This window comes from Blochmannia endosymbiont of Camponotus (Colobopsis) obliquus, assembly GCF_000973545.1.
Taxonomy (GTDB): domain Bacteria; phylum Pseudomonadota; class Gammaproteobacteria; order Enterobacterales; family Enterobacteriaceae; genus Blochmanniella.
On sequence record NZ_CP010049.1, the window covers coordinates 72970 to 95568 of the forward strand.

The following is a 22599-nucleotide window of genomic DNA, read 5'->3' on the forward strand; positions in this document are numbered from 1 at the left end:
GTTGTTTTTTTAGTAAGAATTGTGTTATTTAATTTGGGTAGTTTGTATATCGATATAGTATTATTAATTATTTTTTGTGTAACGTACAGTTTTGGATTGTTGCTTGTAGTTATTTTGGTATTAATTAACAGATTAGTTTGAGTTTTGTAAATTTTTAGTATGGTGTGTTGCATGGATATGATATTTATTGAACAGTTAACAGTTATGAGTGTGATAGGGTTGTATGATTGGGAGCAACAACAATTACAAAAACTTGTTTTTGATTTGCAGTTAGGTTGGGATTGCAATTCAAAATATTGTTTGAGTAACAAATTAAATTATTTAGATTATTCTGAGGTTGTTTCAACGGTATTGTCTATAGTACAGGGAAGGAAATTTGGTCTATTAGAACAGGTAGCCGAGGAAGTTGTGGAACAATTGATGATAAAATTTGATATTGTATGGATACGACTTAAAGTTAGTAAACCAGAAGCGATATCACAAGCGTTTAATGTAAGTTTAATAATTGAAAGAAATAACAAGAAAAAAAAATAATATTTAATATTGTTCAAACATCTTTATTTTGCAAGTGATAGTTTAGTATATTTGTTGTATTGATAGGTTTAGGCAATAATATTTTTCAGAGACGTTAATTTTTATGATAGATTGTCATGAGTTATTAATTATTTTTATTTTAGGTATAGTGGAAGGTTTAACAGAATTTTTGCCAGTATCTTCAGCAGGACATATGATATTGATTGGGTATTTGTTAGAATTTAATAGTGATAGGGCGAAGATTTTTGAAGTGGTAGTTCAATTTGGAACTATATTATCTGTAATTGTTAAATTTTGGCGCAAGTTATTTAGTGTTGTAGGAATTCGTTTTAATCAAGAGATTTTGGATAAAGAGAAAAATAGTTGTTTATCTTTATGGCATATTTTGTTAGGAGTGTTGCCAATTATAGTTTTAGGTTTTTTGTTTTATAATCAAATTAAGTTCTTCTTCGAACTTATATATGTTATGAATGCTTTATTAGTTGGAAGTTTGTTATTATTGGTTGCAGAGTATTTTGCTTATTGTTCTTCATCTCGTAAAATTAGTATTACTGAATTGAGTTATATGCAAGCTTTTTTTATAGGTTGTTTCCAATGTTTCGCTTTATGTCCGGGTTTTTCTCGGTCTGGAGCTACTGTTAGTGGTGGATTATTAATGGGCGTTAGTAGACATTCATCTTTTGAGTTTTCTTTTTTTTTGGCCGTTCCTGTAATTTTTGGTGCATCGATATTAGATTTATATAAAAATATATCACTTTTTACTCATCATGATGTATTGTTATTTTTTGTTGGTTTTTGTACTTCTTTTGTAGTTGGATTATGTAGTATTAAGTATTTTTTGCAGATGGTTAAGAATATAAGTTTAATTCCATTTGTTGTGTATCGTTTTATTTTAGCTGGAATTATTTATTGGTTGGTGTATAATCCTTGATGTGATTAAAATATGATTTTTGTTAGTTAAGTTTGTGTTGTGTGTTTTGCAAGCATATTAAATAATTTTTACTTATTTTTATTTTGTGTTATTTTCCATTTATTTAATAATTTATAACGTTGTTTGTTAATTTCTTGTTTTATTATTTTTCCTGTAAAACCTTTTTTAAGGATGTTTAATATATCGACATATTTTGATACAGAATATGCCTGAAGTAAAAAGTTTTTTTGTAAATAACATTGATGCCTAAATTTAGGTAAATTATGAAAATATGATTCACCAACTGTAAGAATATAATTTAGTCTTTCTGGATGACGCCAAACGTCAAGTTTATTAAAAAATTTAATAATTTCTTCTGGTTGTTTAACATGTATATCATAAAGTAGTTCATAATATTTGTTTATCAATTTAGCTATTCTGCATAAATAGTTTGGTGTTTTTATGCGTTTACATAAATTATCTATTGTTTTGCAGTCAGAATAGTTATTATGATTTATATTATGTATATTTTTTTGTTTGTTTATTTTATTTAAATTGTTGCAAAGGACAGCGAATCTGGTTGCGATATTATTTGTTAAATGTGCCGCAGTTTTAAGTGCTGTCATAGTATATTCTCCAAGATCTATGTTTAAATTATATTGTGTAAATTTAATTATATTCCCAAATAAATCATTGATTTCTGGGAAGATTATTTTTAGAGCATTACAATTTTTTAATACTTGAAAATATATTTGTGGGTGATTTGTCATTAAGGCTTTTTTGGTTTCCATCCATATTCGTTCTTGCGATAATAATGAAAGTTCAGGGGTCATTTGTTTCATAAGATTTAAGGTACTTGGTGCAATTTTAAAGTTAAGATGAGCAAATTGAGCTGCAAAACGAGCTACACGCAATACTCGTAATGGATCTTCTTTAAATAAAATAGAAACATGACGTAATATTCTTAATTGTATATCTTGTTTACCATTATATGGGTCTATGATGTTACCTTGTTCGTCACAAGCTATAGCATTAATGGTTAGATCTCGACGGTATAAATCTTCTTCTAATGTAATATTCGGAGAAGTATAACAAGTAAATCCAGTGTATCCTTGACCAGATTTTCGTTCTGTGCGCGCTAAAGCGTATTCTTCATGGTTTTCTGGATGTAAAAATACTGGAAAATCTTTTCCTACTTTTCGGTATCCTATACGTTTCATATCTTCTGGTGTTGAACCAATTATTACCCAGTCTCTTTCTTTTATAGGAATTTTTAATAAAAGGTTACGTACAGCACCACCTACCAAATATTTTTTCATTTTTAATATAGTTGTATTTATAATTGGTTATTTCTTGCAAGTGTTGATTTGTATAATATTTGTTCTACATAGATTCTATATACTAGGATATTATAGTCAAATGTTTAAGCATTTTTTTAATTGTTATATATATGCATTTTACTAAATGCATACTATAACCTATATTATGAATTAGTTAAGTAAACATAATTCGTCTATTAAATTCTTACGATAGATACAATTTATTTTTTTGTGATGTCTATTATTCGGTTATTGTAGTTTATTATTGTAATAATAGAGGTTAATGTTGATTATATCATAGATTATGATGATTATAGTTGATCTGTAGTATATATAATGTTTTGTTTTTTTTTTACTATCTTATCAGGTAGATATTGAGCCAGGTATTAAATGTTTATTTTATTAGGATGTGTGGATTGTTAATTTTGGTATTCGGTGATACCATTTAACATGGTTTAATCAATGTTGATATTTTGAATATTTTTGTTTGATTTGTATAAAATCAGGAAAATTGTTGAGAATATTAGGTATGTGATATGTTATATATGTGCTACTTATTTTTTGTTCCAGTTAGATGACATATAATTAAGGAAATTTTTAGTTATTTATGAACATGCTATTTTTAAATAAAAATATATTTTTTGTATTTTGTATATAGAATAATTTTTTTGTTTTGGAGCATGATTTTATATGTTTTTATGTGTTTAATTATTTTATGTACTGATTCATTGTTTTGATTGATATAGTAAACTATTTATATAGTTTTTTTTTGGTTTTATTTAATATTGTATTATTTGTTATGTTATCGTGAAAATAATGTTATGTTTTATGGTTTATAAATTGTTTGACGTGATGATTATCATGTAGTAATTATTACTAATATATTTTGTTTGTAATTTTATTTAGTCAAATAATGATATTTTGTTACTATTCTATATCAGGGTTAAGTTATATTTCTATTATTATTTTTTAAGTTAATTGTTTTTTAAGGGGTGTAATGGTAAGTGGTTTTTATTGATCCTAACTTTCGTCAAGTTAAAATCTTGGTTGTAGGTGATGTTATGTTGGATAGATATTGGCGTGGAGATATAAAAAATATCTCATCAGAAATGTCTGTTCCGGTTATGCAAGTGAATGCTATTGAAGAGTATCCTGGAGGCGCTGCTAATGTAGCAATGAATATTGCTACATTAGGTAGTAGATCAAAATTAATTGGTTTAATTGGTGTTGATGAATTTGCTAAGGAATTAAAAAGAAAAATTGTTGAAGCACATGTTGAACATGATTTAATTCCTGTTATAAATTGTCCTACAATAAATAAGTTACGAATTATTTCCCATAATCAACAAATTTTACGATTGGATTTTGAGCATTATTTTAGTAAAAATGATGCTTTGTCCATTTTTTATCGTGTTCAGTGTATATTATCGGATTTTGATATATTAGTATTATCTGATTATGCCAAAGGTTCTTTAGGTTATATAGACGATATTATTTCTTTTGCGCGCAGGATTGGTATACCTATTTTAGTAGATCCCAAAGGTTCTGATTATTCTCGTTATCGTGGTACTACTGTATTAACTCCTAATTTATTAGAATTTGAATCAGTGGTAGGTCAGTGTACAAATGAATGTATGTTAATACAAAAAGGTATGGAAATTTTAGTTGATTATGAAATATCAGCGTTATTAATTACTCGTTCTGAACAGGGCATGATTCTTTTACGATTGGGTGCGAAACCTGTATATTTTCCTAGTCAAGCAAAGGTAGTATGTGATGTGATTGGCGCTGGAGATACAGTAATTGCTGTATTAGCAGTTTCTTTATCTTCTGGAAATACAATAGAAGAATCTTGTTTATTGGCTAGTTTTGCAGCTAGTGTAGTGATTGGAAAATTTGGGACTTCTACTGTAAGTTCTACTGAGCTATGTAAAGTAATGCGTGCTACGAGATGAATTGTATATTTGGTATAGTAGATCAAAAGATATTAAAAACAATGGTTTTAATTGCCAGAAAGCATTATGGTGAAAAGATAGTGATGACTAATGGTATATTTGATTTACTTCATGTTGGACATGTTTATTTTTTAGCTAATGCAAAAAAATTAGGTGATAGATTGATTGTAGCAGTAAATTGTGATTTTTCTACTAAAAAATTAAAAGGTAATTTACGACCTATAAATGGATTATCGCAGCGTATGACACTTTTAGCGGCATTAAGAGTGGTAGATTGGGTTGTGCCTTTTTATGAGGATAATCCTTGTAAATTAATAGCAGATTTATTACCTGATGTGTTAGTCAAAGGTGGTGATTATCAATCATATGATATAGCTGGTAGTAAAGAAGTATTGGCTAATGGTGGTGAAGTACGTATTTTGAAATTTAGACATGGTTATTCTACGAGTAATATTATTAATATTATACAAAGCGTTAAATAACATTCGATACTAAAATAATATGAGTAGTAAATTAAAAAAAAGTAAAGGGTTTGATTATTTGTTATATACAAATTTTTTCGAAACATTATCATAATATTTATAATGTTGTTAGTTTATTATAAAAAATTTTTTAAGGAAGATAATTTTTAGTGTTTTTTAAAATTTGTTTTTGTCGAGAATAGTTTATTATTGTGCATGTTTAAATTTAGATCATTGTGTTGTTTTGTTGTATTGCATTGTTTTTATGAGTTTTATTGTGTTATTTATTAAGTTATTTGTTAAGTTCGTTGTTTTATTAACATTCAGATTGGATTGTGTTGTTGTTATATATATCTACTGATATACAATGTTTTTTATTTTTTTATTTGGAGCGTTTTGGTATTATGTTAGTGATTGTATGTAAGTAAATTATATTCTGGAAATGTTTTGCTATTATGGGTTGTTTTTTTGTTTAGTAGTATGGTATGCCTATAGAATGAGTGAATACTACATTTAGTGTTTTCGTGTAATAGTGACGGTGTTGTAGTGTGGATAATGATTGTGACAGTGAAGGTGATATGATTTTTTTGCTGCAGAGAATATGATTATTAAATAAAAAAATGGGCACTGGCAATTCGTTATGTAAGTGGTATAGTTTGTCTTTGTTGCATAGAAGATTGTTGTTAAAAATTGAAATTATCAATGATGGTAAAATGTAAAATTAAAATAATCGCTATTGTATAAGTTCGTTAGTACGACAATTATTGCAGCGACATCAGGTATTACGATGAGAGTATTTGTAACAACAAGATAGATTAATTGTTATGTGTTCTTTTATCAAAGATAATGCTAAACCAATTTTTTTTATTGACTAGAGTATGCTTTGTCTTGATATGTTACTGATTATTATAGGAGGTATTTGGGTATTCGTCAAGGTTACCGTATGTTATGGGTTATGGTAAAGGTTATGTTGAATCAGTGGTGGATTTAACGTATTTGGTTGATTAAAGTCTATCGGATTACTATGTTATTTTATCAAGAAAAATGATAGTATTTTCCTGTATTTTATAAATAATAAAATTTCGAAATCAATGTTATATGCTGTTATTAATTGTTAGCAATTTAACAGTTTACCGTTTATTTATGAGATTAATGTAATATTTTGTGGTTAGTTGTGCTTTCAGGTAATTAACTGTTGTATGTTTAGATGTTTTGGTGTTTTGTTTTTAAGTATAAAGATAATTATTTTATATTTTCTGTTTTTTATTTTTTTGTTTTTGTTTTTTAAATTTATTTGTGAAATATATTTTAGTTTGTATTTTGTTTGTTATGTTTTTTAATAGAGTAAGCTTGCTTTATTGTTCTATAAGTAATTATGCGAATAGAAATGTTGCGTGATTTTGTGTGTAAAATATTTTATTTATATTGAAAACAGAATTATGGGGTAAAATATGTTGTTGGTTATTCGTATTTTGTTAATTATTTTTATTTTTATTTGTATTTGTATTTTTGGTTCGATATATTGTTTATTTAGTCCAAGAAATCCTTCTCATGCAGCTATTTTGAGTCGTTTTTTTTGTCGTATGACTCCCATTTTTGGGATTAAAGTTGAGGTGCGTCAGTCATTAAAAAATAAATTACCTGCAAATTGTATTTATATTGCTAATCATCAAAATAACTATGATTTATTTACATGTACATATGCTGTACAACCGCGTACTATTACGGTAGGTAAAAGAAGTTTATTATGGATACCGTTATTTGGATTATTATATTGGTTAACTGGTAATTTTTTTATAGATCGTCGTAATATGACACGGTCTTATAATGATATTGTGCAGATAGCTTGTGGTATAAAAAAAAACAATATTTCTTTGTGGATATTTCCAGAAGGTACACGTAGCCGTGGTAGGGGTTTATTACCTTTTAAAACGAGTGCGTTTTATGCTGCAATTATTGCAGGGTTGCCTATCGTCCCGGTTTGTGTATCTAATCTTGTTAATAAGATTAAACTTAATCGTTGGCACAATGGTTTAATTATTATTGAAATTTTAACTCCAGTAGAAATGAATATATATAGTATTAGTCAAGTTAGAATGGTGACTAAGTATTTTTACAATTTGATGAAGATAAAAATTGATGAATTGAATGCAGAGGTTATGGTACGCAAATCTTGAGTAGTTAGTTATATTTTTTGTTAACGATTATAATAATTAAGTTTATTAATTTGTATTGTGTGTCATGATTGTATGATATGTGGGTATATTTTTGTATTTAACATTTGTGTCATATATTTATATAAAATTAATATCAATTAAAGTTATGATGTAAAATTTGATTAAATTTAGTGTATAGTTGATAAATTCTTAAAGTTAATAATAGTTTATAGTTTATTACATCGAGTTAATAACTTAGTTGGATTATGTAGTCAAGAATATGTGTATTAAATATATTTGAATGTAATTTTTGTTTTATTAAATATGTCATTTATAACGGTTTTTTAAGCAGTGAATATAGCACGATATCATTGATTAACATACGATACACGCAGTATTAAGTTTTACATTATTATAGTAAGTCAATGTTTAAACTTAAAATTTAACGAGTATTATTTTTAATGTTTTATCATATTCTGATGTCTTTGTTGTGTTGTGTATCTAAATTTTGTTACATGTCAGTCTACATTATTTTCATTGATGTTGATTACAAAGATAAATTATGGATTCTTATATAGCAATATTGCTTATTCTTTTATTCGGTTAAATCCATCAGACAGGTCGCGGATTAAATCATCAGTATTCTCCAGTCCAATATGAAGTCGTACTAATGTTCCTGTAAAGTCTAATTTTTTAGTTTTTCTAATGTTTTTTAATTCTTCAGGTTGACTTGTTAAAATTAGTGATTCGAATCCTCCCCATGAATAAGCTATATGAAAGTATTTAAAATTATCAAGATATTTTGTTAATTGTTGAAAATTTAGTCGTTTTTTTAGTATAAATGAAAACAATCCGCTAGAGCCACTAAAATCTCTTACAAAGTATTTATGGCCTTTACATTCGGGTAAGGCTGGATGATTGACTCTGTATACGAATGGATTATTACTTAACCAATGAGCGATATGTAATGCGTTTTTTTCATGTTGTTTTAATCTTACATACAAAGTTCGTAGTCCTCTTAAAGTCATATAAGCGGTATCTGGATCAACAGTCTGTCCCATTAAGTAAGATTGTTCACTTAATTGCTTCCAACATTTAGCATTGGCTACTGCAGTCCCAATCATTGCATCTGAATGACCTACAAGATATTTTGTACCAGATTGTATAGAAATATCGACTCCTACATTTAATGCTTGTAAGAAAATACCCGCTGACCAGGTATTATCAAGTATAATAGTTATATTTGGTGATTTTTTACGTACTGCTTCGATGATTCCAGGTATATCTTGTACTTCCATGGTAAGTGATCCAGGAGATTCTAGAAAGATTAATCGAGTATTTTGTTTAATTAGACTGCTGATATTATTTCCTATTAATGGATCAAACCATGTTACAGATATTTGCATTTTTCTAAGCACGTTTTGACAGAAAATTTTAGTTGGTTCATAAACGGCATCTGTCACTAATATATTGTCTCCTGCAGACACAAATGCAAGAATAGAGCTTGCAATTGCTGCTGTACCACACGGATATAACGAACATCCCGCTCCATGTTCCAGTTGCATCATTGCTTCTTTTAACGCAAAATGTGTTAATGTTCCTCTCCTTCCATAACATAGTTTATTCTGAGTGCAATTATTCGTAGCTTGTTTTTTTTTATAGTAAGAATCGAATATTATCGATGAGGCTCTTTGAATTACAGGATTAATCGATCCTTGAGTGTATTTTTTGTTTCTGCCAGCGATGATTAGAGATGTTTCAATGTTTTTTTTAGTCATTGTGATTTGTTTGTTATATTTTATTATATTAGATTAAGATCTTTTAAAAATTTAAGTCCGATACGGTGTCTTGATTATAGTGGTGTCGATAGCGGCGATAATATTATTGCGTATGTATATATACATACATGGTTGTGTTCTGTTGCATTTTTAAATATCTAGCTTATGGTCATAGGTTTTTGCGTAGTCTTGCAATCAAATTTTATGTTTATCCTGTTTTTTTATCATTTGTTCCATGACGTATTGTTTCTTGAGGTTTATTGCGTTGTTTGAAATATTTTATAATTAGCTATCTGTTAGGTATTGATTGTTGTGTAGGAGTTTAATTTTTAAATTCTTAAGTTTTTAAATTTCTGAATCGTTATAAGATTGCCCGGACTTGGAATTGAACCAAGGACACGGGGATCTTCAGTCCACTGCTCTACCGACTGAGCTATCCGGGCTTGTTCTGTTTCTGTTAATTTGTGTAGTTACATTTGTTACATCGAACTTCCATATGTAGTTGCGGATATAATTTAGTTTGTTTTTGTTCTGTAGATGTATTTTCGTTCCGTTCATCTGTTAATGTATTTCTTATTCTGTAAGAGATCAAGAGTATGTCAATCGTATGTTACACATAATATCTGACAGAATCGTATTACTTTGTGCTGCTTTAGTCAATGTTAATCTCAAGTTAATTTTAATTTGGTTTACGCGTTACTTTGTTATTTTTACTTTGATGAAAATAATTATGTTAATTTTACCAGCGAGGATAATATCCATAACAGATATTCGTGCTCGATATCGGTCACAGCAATTGATAGCAATTCTGGTATGTGATAAGAATGATAGGTCTTGATTTGTTCAAAAATGGTTTGTTGTAATGACACATGCGTTTTAATTAGTAACTGGATTTCATTTGTCTGTTGGAGTTTATCCTGCCAGTTGTACAGAGAAATAGCATTAGGCAAGATAGTGACACATGCAGCAAATTTATTATTTAGCAAGTGTTTAGCTATTTTGATTCCGGTATGTCGTTCGTCATCAGGGACACTGCAAATAATAATTACTATTCCTTGTTTTGTTGTTATTTGATTTTTTCTTATCATCAAAATGTGTCGCGGTTAGTGAAGGGGTTGGTGACAAACATTATCAAAGCTTTACTGATGTTAAGAATATATATTTACGGATTGGACGAGATACATTATAGCCCACAGTCTTGGGTACAGTCTAGACGTTTTAACTAAAATATGCAAGATTATTTTTTTGTTGGATTTTGTAGGGTTTAATGGTAAAAATTTCGATATGGATTTGTTTAAGCAAATTATTTAGAGTAGTGGTTTGCTGTGAGAGTGATGGGAGCGAGCTAGTGTGATTTAGTTACGTAAATCAGCAGCGTATTTTTCTGTTGTTCTTAACAATTTGTATTGAAATTGTTTTTGTAATCATAGTGTTAAAAATTTTTTTTATATCCCCTTGAAGCAATTTTTAATGCCCCCATCTTAATAGGTAATTCGAGGTGTAGTTTAGGCTGTTTTTTACGGGTTTGTTTTAGTTTTTACTTTAGAAAATTGATATGGGATTTTGATAAAAGATGAGGGGAGTGTTAAATGAAAATTCGTCCATTACATGATCGTGTCATTGTTAGGCGTAAAGAGGTTGAATCTAAGTCTGCTGGTGGTATTGTGTTGACTGGTTCTGCGGCAGGCAAATCTACTCGTGGTGAAGTATTGGCTGTCGGCCGTGGCCGTGTTTTGGAAAATGGTGAAGTGAAAGCATTGGATGTGAGAATTGGTGATACTATTATCTTTAATGATGGGTATGGTGTAAAAGCTGAAAAGATTGACAATGAAGAAATTTTGATTATGTCAGAGAGTGATATTTTGGCGATTGTAGAAAAATAATTTTCATATTATTAATTTTAATGAATAATTGCAAAGGGAAATAGAAATGGCAGCTAAAGATGTGAAATTTGGCAATGATGCTCGTGCTAAGATGCTTCGTGGTGTAAACGTTTTAGCCGATGCAGTGAAGGTTACTCTTGGCCCTAAGGGTCGTAATGTAGTACTGGACAAGTCTTTTGGTGCTCCAGTAATTACTAAGGATGGTGTTACCGTGGCACGTGAGATTGAGTTAGAGGATAAGTTTGAGAATATGGGTGCTCAAATGGTTAAGGAAGTGGCGTCCAAAGCTAATGATGCCGCAGGTGATGGAACGACTACGGCTACTGTCCTTGCTCAATCAATCGTTAATGAGGGGTTGAAGGCTGTTGCTGCTGGTATGAACCCTATGGATTTAAAGCGAGGAATTGATAAAGCTGTACTTGCTGCGGTGGAAGAGCTTAGAAGGATGTCCGTACCTTGCTCTGATCCTAAAGCTATTGCTCAAGTCGGTACTATCTCTGCTAATGCTGATGAAACTGTCGGTACGCTTATCGCAAAGGCTATGGATAAGGTTGGTAAAGAAGGTGTCATTACTGTAGAAGAGGGTTCAGGTCTTCAGGACGAGTTAGATGTTGTTGAAGGAATGCAATTTGATCGTGGTTATCTTTCTCCTTATTTTGTTAATAAACCTGAGAGTGGTACTGTTGAGTTAGAAAATCCATTTATTTTGCTGGCGGATAAAAAGATATCTAATATTCGTGAGATGTTGCCGATGTTAGAATCGGTCGCTAAGGCTGGTAAACCTTTGTTAATTATTGCTGAAGATGTTGAAGGTGAAGCTTTAGCTACTTTAGTGGTTAACAATATGCGTGGGATTGTAAAGGTAACTGCAGTTAAGGCGCCTGGTTTTGGTGATCGTAGAAAAGCAATGCTACAGGATATTGCTATTTTGACAGCAGGTACTGTTATTTCTGAAGAAATAGGTTTAGAACTAGAAAAGACTACTTTAGGGGATATGGGTCAAGCAAAGCGTGTAGTGATTACTAAGGATACTACTACTATTATTGATGGTGTCGGCAATAAATCTGCAATTGATAGTCGAGTAGCACAGATTAATCAACAAAGGGATGAGGCTACTTCTGATTATGATCGTGAAAAATTGCAAGAGCGTGTGGCTAAATTGGCTGGTGGTGTCGCGGTTATTAAAGTTGGTGCTGCAACCGAAGTAGAAATGAAAGAAAAGAAAGCGAGAGTAGAGGATGCTTTGCATGCTACTCGAGCTGCAGTAGAAGAGGGTGTAGTTGCTGGCGGTGGAGTTGCATTAATTCGTGTAGCTAATGGTATTCGTGGCTTGCAAGGTGACAATGAAGATCAGAATGTTGGCATTAAGGTAGCACAACGTGCTATGGAATCGCCTTTACGTCAAATTATGGAGAATGCAGGTGAAGATCCTTCTGTTATTGCTAATAACGTCAGGTCAGGTGAAGGTAATACCGGGTATAATGCTGCCACAGAGCAATATGGTAACATGATTGAATTAGGCATATTAGATCCTACTAAGGTTACTCGTTCGGCTTTACAGTATGCAGCGTCTATTGCTGGTTTGATGATTACTACTGAATGCATGGTTACTGAATTACCAAAAGAAGAAAAACCTGACTTGAGTGGTGCTGGAGCTGGTAATATGGGTGGAATGATGTAATAATTTTATTTTTTGTTGTTTTCTTCTTTTTTTATTGTAAGTAGTGGATGTTAAAAAAAATAAAATTTATTATGTGATAGTGATAGTGCGCGACTTAAACGACCTTTAAGCGGTGGAGCTTGAGGGTCGTTTTATGTCTTATTTTAAAGTTAAAAAATAATTAATGAGAAAAACGAATTTGTGACAGAATAAATTGGTTGTTGTTTATGTTTAGAGTGTTTGTATCAATATTTTAGATGAATTATGTAGTGTAATTAAGATAATGTATTTTATTATTAAAATAATTAGTTAGTTTAGTAATTGTACATTTATGAATTGTATATTCATAGTAATTATTTTAATTAAAAATATTTATTTGTATTTTATGTAATTTTTTACCTTGATTTTGTTTTATTGTTGTTTTATATATCTATTATTTTTTTATTTAAGAAGGTTATCAGGTTGTTATACGATATTAATCATTTATATCCTGGTTTAAAGATTATGCAAAATGGTGAACCATGTATTATTGTTAATAATGATTTTGTAAATCCTGGAAAAGGACAGGCTTTTAGTAGAGTTAGATTTCGTACTTTAATTTCTGGCAAAACATTGGAGAAAACTTTTAAATCTGGTGATTTTGTAAAGTTAGCTGTTGTTATGGAAGTAAATTCGTTATATTTATATAATGATAATGAATTATGGTATTTTATGGATTGTAAAAATTTTGATCAAATTATAGTGGATACACATATTGTTGGCAATAATTTTAAATGGTTATCAGGACAAATTAATTGTATTATAACATTATGGAATGGACATCCAATTACTGTTATTCCCCCTCATTTTGTTGATTTGAAAGTAATTGATGCTGATTCAGGGATCAAAGGTAATACTGCTGCTAATAATACAGGTAGTAAATTAGTTAAATTAATTACTGGTGTAATTATTAAGGTTCCATTATTTATTAAAGTGGGTGAAATAGTAAAGGTTAATACTAAATCTGGAGAATATGTTTCTAGAATAAAATAAAATATATATTTTATTCATAATAGAATAATGAAATTAACAATGTAATTTTTACAAGAAGTATAGGTTTTATGTTGTACTAAAAAAAATGTATGTATGTATAAGTTAGTTGATATCATTTTTTTTGTAGTTGGAATAGATAAAATTTTTTAATTTATTTATTTACATGTAAATTTTGATAATAGTTATAAGAAAAATAATAATTTGTTTAAATTATAAAGAATGTTGTTGCATTTTTTATTTTTTTTTTAATAGTGTTTATATTTTTATGTTAAGTTATTTATCATATGATTTATCATCATGTTTTGTTGTAAAAAATTGATTTTGTTGAATTTGAAAAGGTGGAAATGGTAATATTAGGCCATGTGTTTTGTATGCTTTTAATATGAGTGTGTGTATTTGATGTTTTAAAGGCATACGATATTTTATTTTTGAAGTATATAAACGTATTTCAAATAATGGTAATCCTTGTTGTAGATCTATAAGGTAGACTTCTGGTGCTGGAATATTTAGTACTAGAGAGCAGTTTTTAATAGTTTTTAATAAAATATTAGTAATTTTTTCAATTTCTATATTTGATGGTGCAGGTATTTTTAATATGATGCGTGTAATTGTATTCGTTAATGACCAGTTAGTGAATTGTTTAGTAATGAATTCTTTGTTAGGGACAATAATTTCTTTATGGTCTAGATCAGTTATAGTAGTAGCACGGGTATTAATGTGAGTTATAGTACCTGTTAAATTACGAATAGTAACAGTATCACCAATACGAATTGGTTTTTCAAACAGAATCATAATTCCCGAAATAAAGTTAATAAAAATTTCTTGTAAACCAAATCCTAAACCTACTCCTAGTGCTGCAATTAACCATTGTATTTTCGACCATTCTATACCAATTAATGAAAATCCTATTAATGCTCCTAGAAACATTAAAGTATATTTAGTTAAAGTAATAACAGCATATCCTGTGCCTGGATTAAGATTGAGATGTTGTAAGAGCATTAGTTCTAGTAGTGCTGGTATATTTTTTACTAATTTTGTTGTGATAAAAAGTATTACGATAGAAATTAATATGTCTTTAAGAGTAATTTTGTGCAATTTATTGACTTCTTGTATTGTAGTAATAGTATTCCATAAGGTTATATTTTCTAAGAATTCAAATGCGGGATGTAATTCTGACCATATTATTATTATTGATAATATAACAATAATAGCGAGTATAGATTTTATTAATCGCAGTAATTGAATACTAATTATACGTACGTTGTATATAGTTTTATCGGGAAATTTATTTAATTTTAAATGATAATTATTTGTATTATTATTTTTATGTATTAGTGATTTTTTATTTTCTTTTTGATATTTTATATGTTTTATGAGAATATGACAACGTTGAATAAATATCCAACGTTTAATAATATTGTATAATACTATTAGCATTATCCAAGTAATAACTGATGTTTCTAGTCGTGCTAATAATATTTTCGAGGTTGTTAAATATCCTAAGCAAGAAAATAAAGACGCTATCATAGGTGCACATATTATTACATTCCATAATGATTGATTGATAATATTATTATTGTTGTTGTTTTGATCAAGATATAGCATTAATCCAGATTTTTTTAAATTGTTAGTGATTAAGGTTAAAATAGGACATAATATTATAAAACATAAACGGCTAAGTGTATTGTAAAATTCACGATGATTATATTTTTCAAAGGTAATTAAGGTTATAATTAATATTAAGATTATTATTCTGAATAGAGTATGATGTTTGAGTGCTATTTTTATTTTTGATTTAGGCCATTTAAAGTGATTGATAAAAAGTCCTTTTGGATGTGCAAAATATGAAGTAATAATAGATATCCATAATATAGGTGTGGTAATTAGTACGGCATCTCCGATAGCAACAATAATAGGACAAGTCCATGTATGTCTAAAATTGTAACCTATAGTGATCCATAATATTGGAAAGGGTATAGATATAATGATCGACCAGAATATGTTATGAATAGTAAATGAAAAACGATCTTGTTTAATTTTTTTCATTTTATCATTAATTTTAATTAAAAAAGCGTAGTATTTTTTTTTTGAAGTTAGTTGAAATCCCAGTAATGATATACTAGTAAATAGTGCAAAAACTGTTACTTGGTTGGTGAAAATAACTTTAATCGTATTATTATAAAATTGTTCTAAACTATTATAGTTTATTATTTTTTGTAGGTCTTGGTATATTTGTAATGGATATGACAGGGAAATAGGATCAGCATCAGCTATCCAAAATAAATAGCGATGAGCAGTTTTTTGTATTTCCATTGTTTTTTCTTTGAGTTGTTCGTTTGCTATTTTTAGTTTGGTTAATTCAAGGATTTGAGTATCACATCCAGTAATTAAAATATTTAATAAGTCACGTTTGGTATTTAATTGTGTATATATTATTTTTTTTTGTTCTTCTGTTAGTTGTATATTGTTATTTATTTTATTTTGTAGTGCTTCATAATTTAATTCGTTAATTTGTTCTTCATATTTTAGTCTTTGCGCTCTCCATGCTGCCATATTATTATTTAATAGTTGAGATTTTGGTGTTTTTGGAAGTTTGGATAATTGAGATCTTAAAGTTTTTCCTAGTTCTGGTGATTTATTTAACCATTGTGCTTGTTCTAATAAATTGTTAAGTATTTTTTTTATTTGAGTTATATGCGAGGCGATGTGTTGTTGTTTTAAAATAATGTAATTTATATGGTGTATTTGCTGGTTAAGATCATTATATAACTGTTTATTATTTAGTATTATTTGATTTATTTTGTATGTTAGTTTTTTATTTTTTTCTATTGAAAATTCAGTATTTTCAATTTGTATTTCTGTGTTTTGTTGGTGTATGTTAAGTAATTGTTTCTGAAGTGTTTGTAGTTCTTTATTTAATTGATTATATTTTTTTTTAATTAATTCAGTTTGTATTCGAAATATTTCCTGTTTGTTATTAATGTTTAATTTTGTTAGTTCTAATTCTGCAATTTTTAATTTTTTAGCTGTATGTTGTGCTTCTAATTCAATAAGTTTAATTTTGTCTGTAGAAGTTTTGGATATTTCAGATAGTATTTGTTGTTCTATAACGTTCAGTTCGTTTTTTATTGTTTTTTCTTTTTGAGGTATAGTAGATAATGTATTATTAATACAATTAATTTGGTCCTGTTCTCTTTGTAGTTTTGTTGTCAGATCAATTATTTGATTATTTATTTTTAATAATTGTTGATTTAATTTATCAGTGGAAGATAGTAAATGTATGTTTTCTAATAGTGTTTTATTTGTTTTATTATTTTCTTTTTCATATAGTTGGTGATTTAAAATTAAAAAATTATCTATAGTTTTTTGATATTCTTTTATGTTTTCATTATATGACTGGTTTTGTAATATTGTATCGTTAAAATTTGCGTTGGTTGTTTTTGTGATTGTTTTTTGTGGGTGATGATTGGTCTTTAGTTTTTTTTTATCAGGTTCTTGTATAAGTGTATTGTTTGTTTGTAGTATTTTCGTTGTATTAGTTGCAAAAGCTATATTGTAGGTTGAACATCCTATAAAGTAAATAATAATCAGTTTTATAGCAGCCATGTTTTTGATTGCTTATGTTCGATAATATCGTTATTGTTCTATTTTTATATTATTTATTTTAGCTAAAGGTAAACCTATTTTGCTAATATGATTTGAGTGTAATTGGTGATCAAATGTTATTTTGTTTTTAGGAAATAAGTTAATTACAGTAGATCCTAATTTAAACAATCCCATTTCTTGTCCTTTTGATAAAACTATTTTATTTATTTTATTTGATTGTGCATGATGCCAATGTTTAATTACTCCTTTACGTGGTGGAGTAATTGTTCCTAACCAAACAGTTTCAATACTTCCCATAATAATAGCACCTATTAAAATTTGTGCTATGAGTCCGAAGTTGGTTTCGAACAAACAAATAAGTCGTTCATTACGAGCAAATAAATTTGCAATGTTTTTTGTTATTAAAGGATTTACAGAAAATAAATCTCCAGGTATGTATAATGTTTCACGTAATATTCCATCACATGGCATATGTACTCTATGATAATTACTTGGGGATAAATAAATGGTAGAGAAATTACCATTTTCAAAATAATTAATCATATCGTTATTTCCTGCTAGTAAGGATTCTAAGCTGTAATAATGACCTTTAGCTTGAAGTATATATTTTTTATTTATTTGTCCTATTTGAGAAATTATCCCGTCTGCAGGCATTACTAATATTGAGGGATTGTTGTTGATAGGTCTAGCATTACTTCGTAGTTTACGAGTAAAAAAGGTGTTAAAAGTAGGATATTTTGTTATGTTTGTTTGTTGTACTTCATTCATATTAATTCGGTAAATATAAATAAATAATTTAATCATCCATTGAGTAATTAATCCTCCTCTCCATTGAGCTATTAATCCTATTACTTCAGTAAGCCAGCGTTTGGGTAATATGTATTGTAGTACTATTTGTATTTTATTTAACATTGAGAATATTTTTAGTTTTTATTTGGATTGTCATAGTTGATTTGTGTTTGTTTGTGTTTTTTTTTGGAAGAAGATTCATGTATTCATATTGTATTCACTTATGTTATTGAGTTTGCGTTATATGTTTGTATCATTTTATTTGAAAGTATATATTTAGGAGCATTTGGAATGTATCCTGAAAAATTTATTTTTTTTATTAAAGAATATTGGGATATCTTGTATAGAATTTATTAAAAAAGATCTTGTCAAGTAATATCTGACATATTACGAGTTTTATGTGACTGGAAGTAATTGTTTTTATTGTAAAATTTATAATTTTCATAAGTTACTTTTCTATAATATATTGTGATTTTAATTTAGTTTGGATTAGTTATTTTTATGTGAATTTTATGTTGTTGTGTTTATTAAATTGATGATAAATGTTTTTAACTTACATAACTTTCTTTTCTGTATATTTTTGTTTTTGATGAGATCTTAATTAAGAATTGGTGTTAATGTCAAACAATACCTGAAAATATTTTGTTTTTTATTTAGATATTTTACTGATAATTGTCTATTTAGGCTGAATCTGATTGCTCGGTAAATATAATTGGTATATTTTATTTATATTAATATTATTATATAATATTCGTCAATAATAGCATTTGCTTAGTTAAAGTGTTGTGTTAAGTTAATTTTTATTTAGGTTATTGGTGCGGTGAATTAGATATGCAGGGTTAATTTTCTGTACGAATAAGAATATGTGTTATAGTTGTAGAAATAATTTTATTTTATGTAAGTGCTTTACAAGTTGTAAATATTAGATAATAATTATCTGTGTCATATTTTTTTGTAATCTTGAGTTTAGTCATTGGCGTTAATTTTAGGAAATATTAAATAAAGACCATATCTAATGAATAATAATAATTTGATTTGGATTGATCTTGAAATGACTGGATTGAACCCGGAATTTGATCGAATTATAGAAATTGCCACTTTAATAACTGATGTCAATTTAAATATTCTTGTAGAGGGTCCGGTGTTTGCAATACATCAATCAGACGAACAGTTATCCTCTATGAATGCATGGAATATTCGTACTCATACTTCTAGTGGATTATTAGATAGAGTGAGGGAAAGTAAGTATGATGAATATACGTCATCTGTTTTAACTTTAGATTTTTTAAAGAGATGGGTACCTGCTGGTAAGTCTCCAATTTGTGGTAGCAGTATTGGACAGGATCGTCGTTTTTTATTTAAATATATGCCAGAATTAGAGTCTTATTTTCATTATCATTCTTTGGATGTAAGTACAGTTAGAGAACTGGTTTGTCGTTGGAAGCCAGATATTTTGTCTGGATTAAAAATTTATAAAAATCATCAAGCATTGGACGATATACGAAATTCTGTTTCGGAATTAGTTTATTATCGTGAGCATGTTTTTAAGTTGTAGTTTGATGATGAGAACTCTGTGCCATGATTATATTTTGTATTTTCGTTTATAATATCAATATTTAGTTATGCTTTTTAAACATTTAAAAAACTAGTGGTTTTTTTGTTTTTTGTGTTGTATAAACGTTAAGATGTTATTTTGTTTGTTATATTTTTATATTTGTTTTTTAGATTAAGCGGGAATAGCTCAGTTGGTAGAGTACAACCTTGCCAAGGTTGGGGTCGCGAGTTCAAGTCTCGTTTCCCGCTTATTTTAGATAGATAGGCGTTGTAGATTTATAACATATTCAGAATGTTTATATAAGTGTTTTTTTGGATATGCATTTTTGTCATTTTAACATACTAAATAATATTTAGTTGTTTTTTTATTATTATTGATTGCAATTAAATATGTTTTAATTAAAATATGCTACAGAGCGTGTTTTTTTGCGATTTGTGACCTTTATAATCACTTAAATATTTTATGTCTTTCAAAGTTACCGTAATAATGTGGAACCTATTTTGGATGGAATATTTAATGTCAAATGTTACTAATATATAATATTTAGTCCGTAGATTTATGTATTTATGATGTCGAATTTTAATATTGGGATTTTGGATAGGTGATTGTTGCAGTGTGTTAACTTTTGATCAGTTTAATATGATGTTTTGTCTTGCTTTTGTATTACATAGATTCATGCAAAGTTGAAGTTGTTAATTATTGAAAATTGTGTTTTCTATTGTTAGTAGCTAAATTATAGGGTTTAAAGGAATAAAGGTATTTATGATTAGTTTACATATTTTGTCATATTTTGAATCTATGACGCTGATCATTATAAAAGATAATTTTAGATAATTTGTGGCATTGACTTAAATATTGTTGGTTTATAAAATTTAATTTAAAGATTAATTTATATGATAATGGTTATACATATATTATTTTTATCAATTCTTCAGATTATGTATTTTACTTTAAAAGATGTTATCTGTTTACATAAATCTTAATACTTAATGGTATGCACATACCTGATATGGCTTCTGTTATACTTAAAAAAATAAATTTACTTTAATTTATCTTGCTTTCTTAAATAGGAAACACTGGGGAAAATAATATATATTTTAGGAGATGTTTTGTATGAAGAAACATATATTTTTTTCTTCATGTGACGAATTGACTATTAAGTTAGGAATGATTGTAGGTAGTTTGTGTTTTTCAGGATGTTTAATTTATTTAAATGGTCACATTGGTTCAGGTAAAACTACTTTTTGCAGGGGGCTGTTGTATGCTTTAGGTTATGTTGGTGTGGTAAAGAGTCCGACTTATACATTAATTGAATTATATGAAATAAAATGTTGGATAGTATATCATTTTGATTTATATCGCATAAAAAATATTAAAGAACTTGAATATATGGCTGTTAGAGATTATTTTAACGGTAATGCTATATGTTTGGTAGAATGGGCAAGTCATGGAGTGGGTTTTTTGCCTGTTTCAGATATTGTAGTAACGTTTTATTATTTAAATAGTGGACGTCAAATAATATTAGAATCATCTAGTATTAATGGAGGGAAGATATTAACGAAATTGTTATCACTTTAAAAATTATTTTCATAAAGTTTATCATACAGACAATCATGATATTATCTTTATGTATTTTTTTTGTTTATGTAAAAAATATCGATGTTGTAGCGGCGCTGAGTAGTATTAATGTAGACAATAATATTGATCGATCAACTGTAATTTTGAAATTTAGTTCTATACCTGTTTATAATTTTTTTTCTTTACATAATCCTGAAAGAGTAGTTGTAGATGTGGTTTATCATACTCAAATTAATACTGATATATTTCCAATTAATTTTAATGGTAAAAATTTAATAAAGTGTATAAGGGGCGGTATGTCTTTAAACCAATCTAATTTGAGATTAGTATTTGATATAGGAAGTAATAATAATTTTTATGTTCAAAATATAATACAACGACAAGATGATAATTTTTATTGTTTAGTATTTGTTTTGACAAAAAAAAATCATTTTTCTATAAATGAAATAAATCAATCTACTAACATGTCTTGTTTTAATGGCAAATTATCATTTGCTAATAATAAAAAAAAATTTTTTGATGATGGAATAGCTATAGCAAAAAAACCAGTTATGTTAATATTGCGTAAGTGGAGTATAAAAAATTTTGAACCAATAGTTGTTGCTATCGATGCGGGTCATGGTGGACAAGATCCAGGAGCTATTGGTTTGAATGGATTATGTGAAAAAAATGTTACACTTGCTATTGTTCGTAAGTTAAAAAACAGATTGCATGCAGATAAAATGTTTAAACCAGTTTTGACAAGGAATGGTGATTATTTTATTTCGGTTATGGGTCGTTCTGAAGTTGCTCGCAAACAGGGCGCTGATGTTTTAATTTCAATTCATGCTGATGCATCTTTTAATAAAAATGTTAGAGGATCTTCTGTGTGGATATTATCAAATAGACGTGCTAATAGCGAAATGGGTAATTGGTTATTAGAACAACATGGTAAACGAGCTGAATTACTAGGGGGTGTTGCTACCTTATTAACTAATAAACATGTCAATCCTTATTTTGAGGAGGTGATTTTAGATTTACAATTTTGTTATTCCCAACGAGTAGGATATGAACTAGGAATGTGTGTATTACATTATTTACGTGATGTTGGTGTATTATTACATAAGTCCCGCCCTGAATCATCTAGTCTTGGTGTCTTACGATCTCCTGACATTCCTTCTCTATTAATTGAAACAGGATTTATTAGTAACGTGTTTGAAGAAAAAATGCTTGGTAATGACTATTATCAAGAGAAAATTGCGACTGCAATACATCAGGGATTACGGTCTTACTTTTTGTTACATCCTTTGCATGCTTCGGTATCTATGTCTAATAAAGCATCACATAACGTCAATACAAATAAATTTTAATATAATTAATATGAATATACAATTGTATATTAAA

15 protein-coding genes, 2 tRNA genes and 1 pseudogene are annotated in these 22599 nt (G+C 28.1%); 12 read left to right on the plus strand and 6 right to left on the minus strand.

Features of this window, described 5'->3' with window-relative positions; translation table 11 throughout:
• Positions 1-171 precede the first annotated feature (171 nt).
• Positions 172-534 carry a dihydroneopterin aldolase gene (gene folB / locus BOBLI757_RS00300; protein WP_046304522.1) on the plus strand — a complete coding sequence of 121 codons (363 nt, stop codon included), beginning with the start codon at positions 172-174 and terminating at the stop codon, positions 532-534.
• Between the two features lie 103 nt (positions 535-637).
• Positions 638-1465 carry an undecaprenyl-diphosphate phosphatase gene (locus tag BOBLI757_RS00305; protein ID WP_046304523.1) on the plus strand — a complete coding sequence of 276 codons (828 nt, stop codon included), beginning with the start codon at positions 638-640 and terminating at the stop codon, positions 1463-1465.
• A 68-nt stretch (positions 1466-1533) separates the two neighbouring features.
• Here the strand turns inward: BOBLI757_RS00305 and BOBLI757_RS00310 are convergent, their stop codons facing one another.
• Entirely contained in the window at positions 1534-2763 is a 1230-nt protein-coding gene (locus tag BOBLI757_RS00310; RefSeq protein WP_046304525.1) for a multifunctional CCA addition/repair protein, read from the minus strand.
• A gap of 1061 nt (positions 2764-3824) precedes the next feature.
• Between BOBLI757_RS00310 and hldE the strand changes: the two are divergent.
• Positions 3825-5200 (plus strand): annotated as a pseudogene (gene hldE, locus BOBLI757_RS00315) (bifunctional D-glycero-beta-D-manno-heptose-7-phosphate kinase/D-glycero-beta-D-manno-heptose 1-phosphate adenylyltransferase HldE).
• A 1430-nt stretch (positions 5201-6630) separates the two neighbouring features.
• On the plus strand, positions 6631-7356 hold the full coding sequence (locus BOBLI757_RS00320) for a 1-acylglycerol-3-phosphate O-acyltransferase (protein ID WP_046304527.1): 726 nt from the start codon (positions 6631-6633) through the stop codon (positions 7354-7356).
• Positions 7357-7922: 566 nt separating this feature from the next.
• On the opposite strand, the gene metC is transcribed toward BOBLI757_RS00320, so the two are convergent.
• Positions 7923-9113: a cystathionine beta-lyase gene (metC, locus tag BOBLI757_RS00325; protein ID WP_046304529.1), complete on the minus strand. Its 1191-nt coding sequence runs from the start codon at positions 9111-9113 to the stop codon at positions 7923-7925.
• 370 nt (positions 9114-9483) lie between these two features.
• Positions 9484-9556 (minus strand) — tRNA-Phe (locus tag BOBLI757_RS00330).
• 164 nt (positions 9557-9720) lie between these two features.
• Here BOBLI757_RS00330 and BOBLI757_RS03340 point away from each other — a divergent pair.
• Positions 9721-9951: a hypothetical protein gene (locus tag BOBLI757_RS03340; RefSeq protein ID WP_162487278.1), complete on the plus strand. Its 231-nt coding sequence runs from the start codon at positions 9721-9723 to the stop codon at positions 9949-9951.
• Here the strand turns inward: BOBLI757_RS03340 and cutA are convergent.
• On the minus strand, positions 9842-10201 hold the full coding sequence (gene cutA, locus BOBLI757_RS00335) for a divalent-cation tolerance protein CutA (protein ID WP_046304531.1): 360 nt from the start codon (positions 10199-10201) through the stop codon (positions 9842-9844). The two genes, BOBLI757_RS03340 and cutA, sit on opposite strands and share 110 nt — an antisense overlap.
• A 501-nt stretch (positions 10202-10702) precedes the next feature.
• On the opposite strand from cutA, the gene BOBLI757_RS00340 reads away from it, so the two are divergent.
• The 3 genes from BOBLI757_RS00340 to efp all read left to right on the plus strand — a co-directional run bounded on the left by BOBLI757_RS00340 (position 10703) and on the right by efp (position 13688).
• Positions 10703-10996 (plus strand): co-chaperone GroES, encoded by a 294-nt coding sequence (locus BOBLI757_RS00340; protein ID WP_046304533.1) that lies wholly within the window; start codon positions 10703-10705, stop codon positions 10994-10996.
• A 46-nt stretch (positions 10997-11042) separates the two neighbouring features.
• Positions 11043-12677 (plus strand): chaperonin GroEL, encoded by a 1635-nt coding sequence (gene groL / locus BOBLI757_RS00345; protein ID WP_046304535.1) that lies wholly within the window; start codon positions 11043-11045, stop codon positions 12675-12677.
• A gap of 441 nt (positions 12678-13118) precedes the next feature.
• On the plus strand, positions 13119-13688 hold the full coding sequence (efp, locus tag BOBLI757_RS00350) for an elongation factor P (RefSeq protein WP_275040026.1): 570 nt from the start codon (positions 13119-13121) through the stop codon (positions 13686-13688).
• A gap of 273 nt (positions 13689-13961) precedes the next feature.
• Here efp and mscM read toward each other — a convergent pair whose 3' ends face one another.
• The gene (gene mscM, locus BOBLI757_RS00355) at positions 13962-17294 is read right to left on the minus strand and encodes a miniconductance mechanosensitive channel MscM (RefSeq protein ID WP_052712328.1); all 3333 of its coding nucleotides are present in this window, start codon (positions 17292-17294) and stop codon (positions 13962-13964) included.
• 30 nt (positions 17295-17324) lie between these two features.
• Positions 17325-18206, minus strand: a complete 882-nt coding sequence (gene asd / locus BOBLI757_RS00360) for an archaetidylserine decarboxylase (RefSeq protein ID WP_046304537.1) — start codon at positions 18204-18206, stop codon at positions 17325-17327.
• Positions 18207-19098: 892 nt separating this feature from the next.
• Here asd and orn point away from each other — a divergent pair.
• From orn to BOBLI757_RS00385, 4 genes are all read left to right on the plus strand, one after another.
• Entirely contained in the window at positions 19099-19638 is a 540-nt protein-coding gene (orn, locus tag BOBLI757_RS00370; protein ID WP_046304541.1) for an oligoribonuclease, read from the plus strand.
• Positions 19639-19813: 175 nt separating this feature from the next.
• Positions 19814-19886 (plus strand) — tRNA-Gly (locus tag BOBLI757_RS00375).
• A gap of 865 nt (positions 19887-20751) precedes the next feature.
• Entirely contained in the window at positions 20752-21216 is a 465-nt protein-coding gene (gene tsaE / locus BOBLI757_RS00380; protein ID WP_046304543.1) for a tRNA (adenosine(37)-N6)-threonylcarbamoyltransferase complex ATPase subunit type 1 TsaE, read from the plus strand.
• A 35-nt stretch (positions 21217-21251) separates the two neighbouring features.
• Positions 21252-22565 (plus strand): N-acetylmuramoyl-L-alanine amidase, encoded by a 1314-nt coding sequence (locus BOBLI757_RS00385; protein WP_046304545.1) that lies wholly within the window; start codon positions 21252-21254, stop codon positions 22563-22565.
• Positions 22566-22599 lie beyond the last annotated feature (34 nt).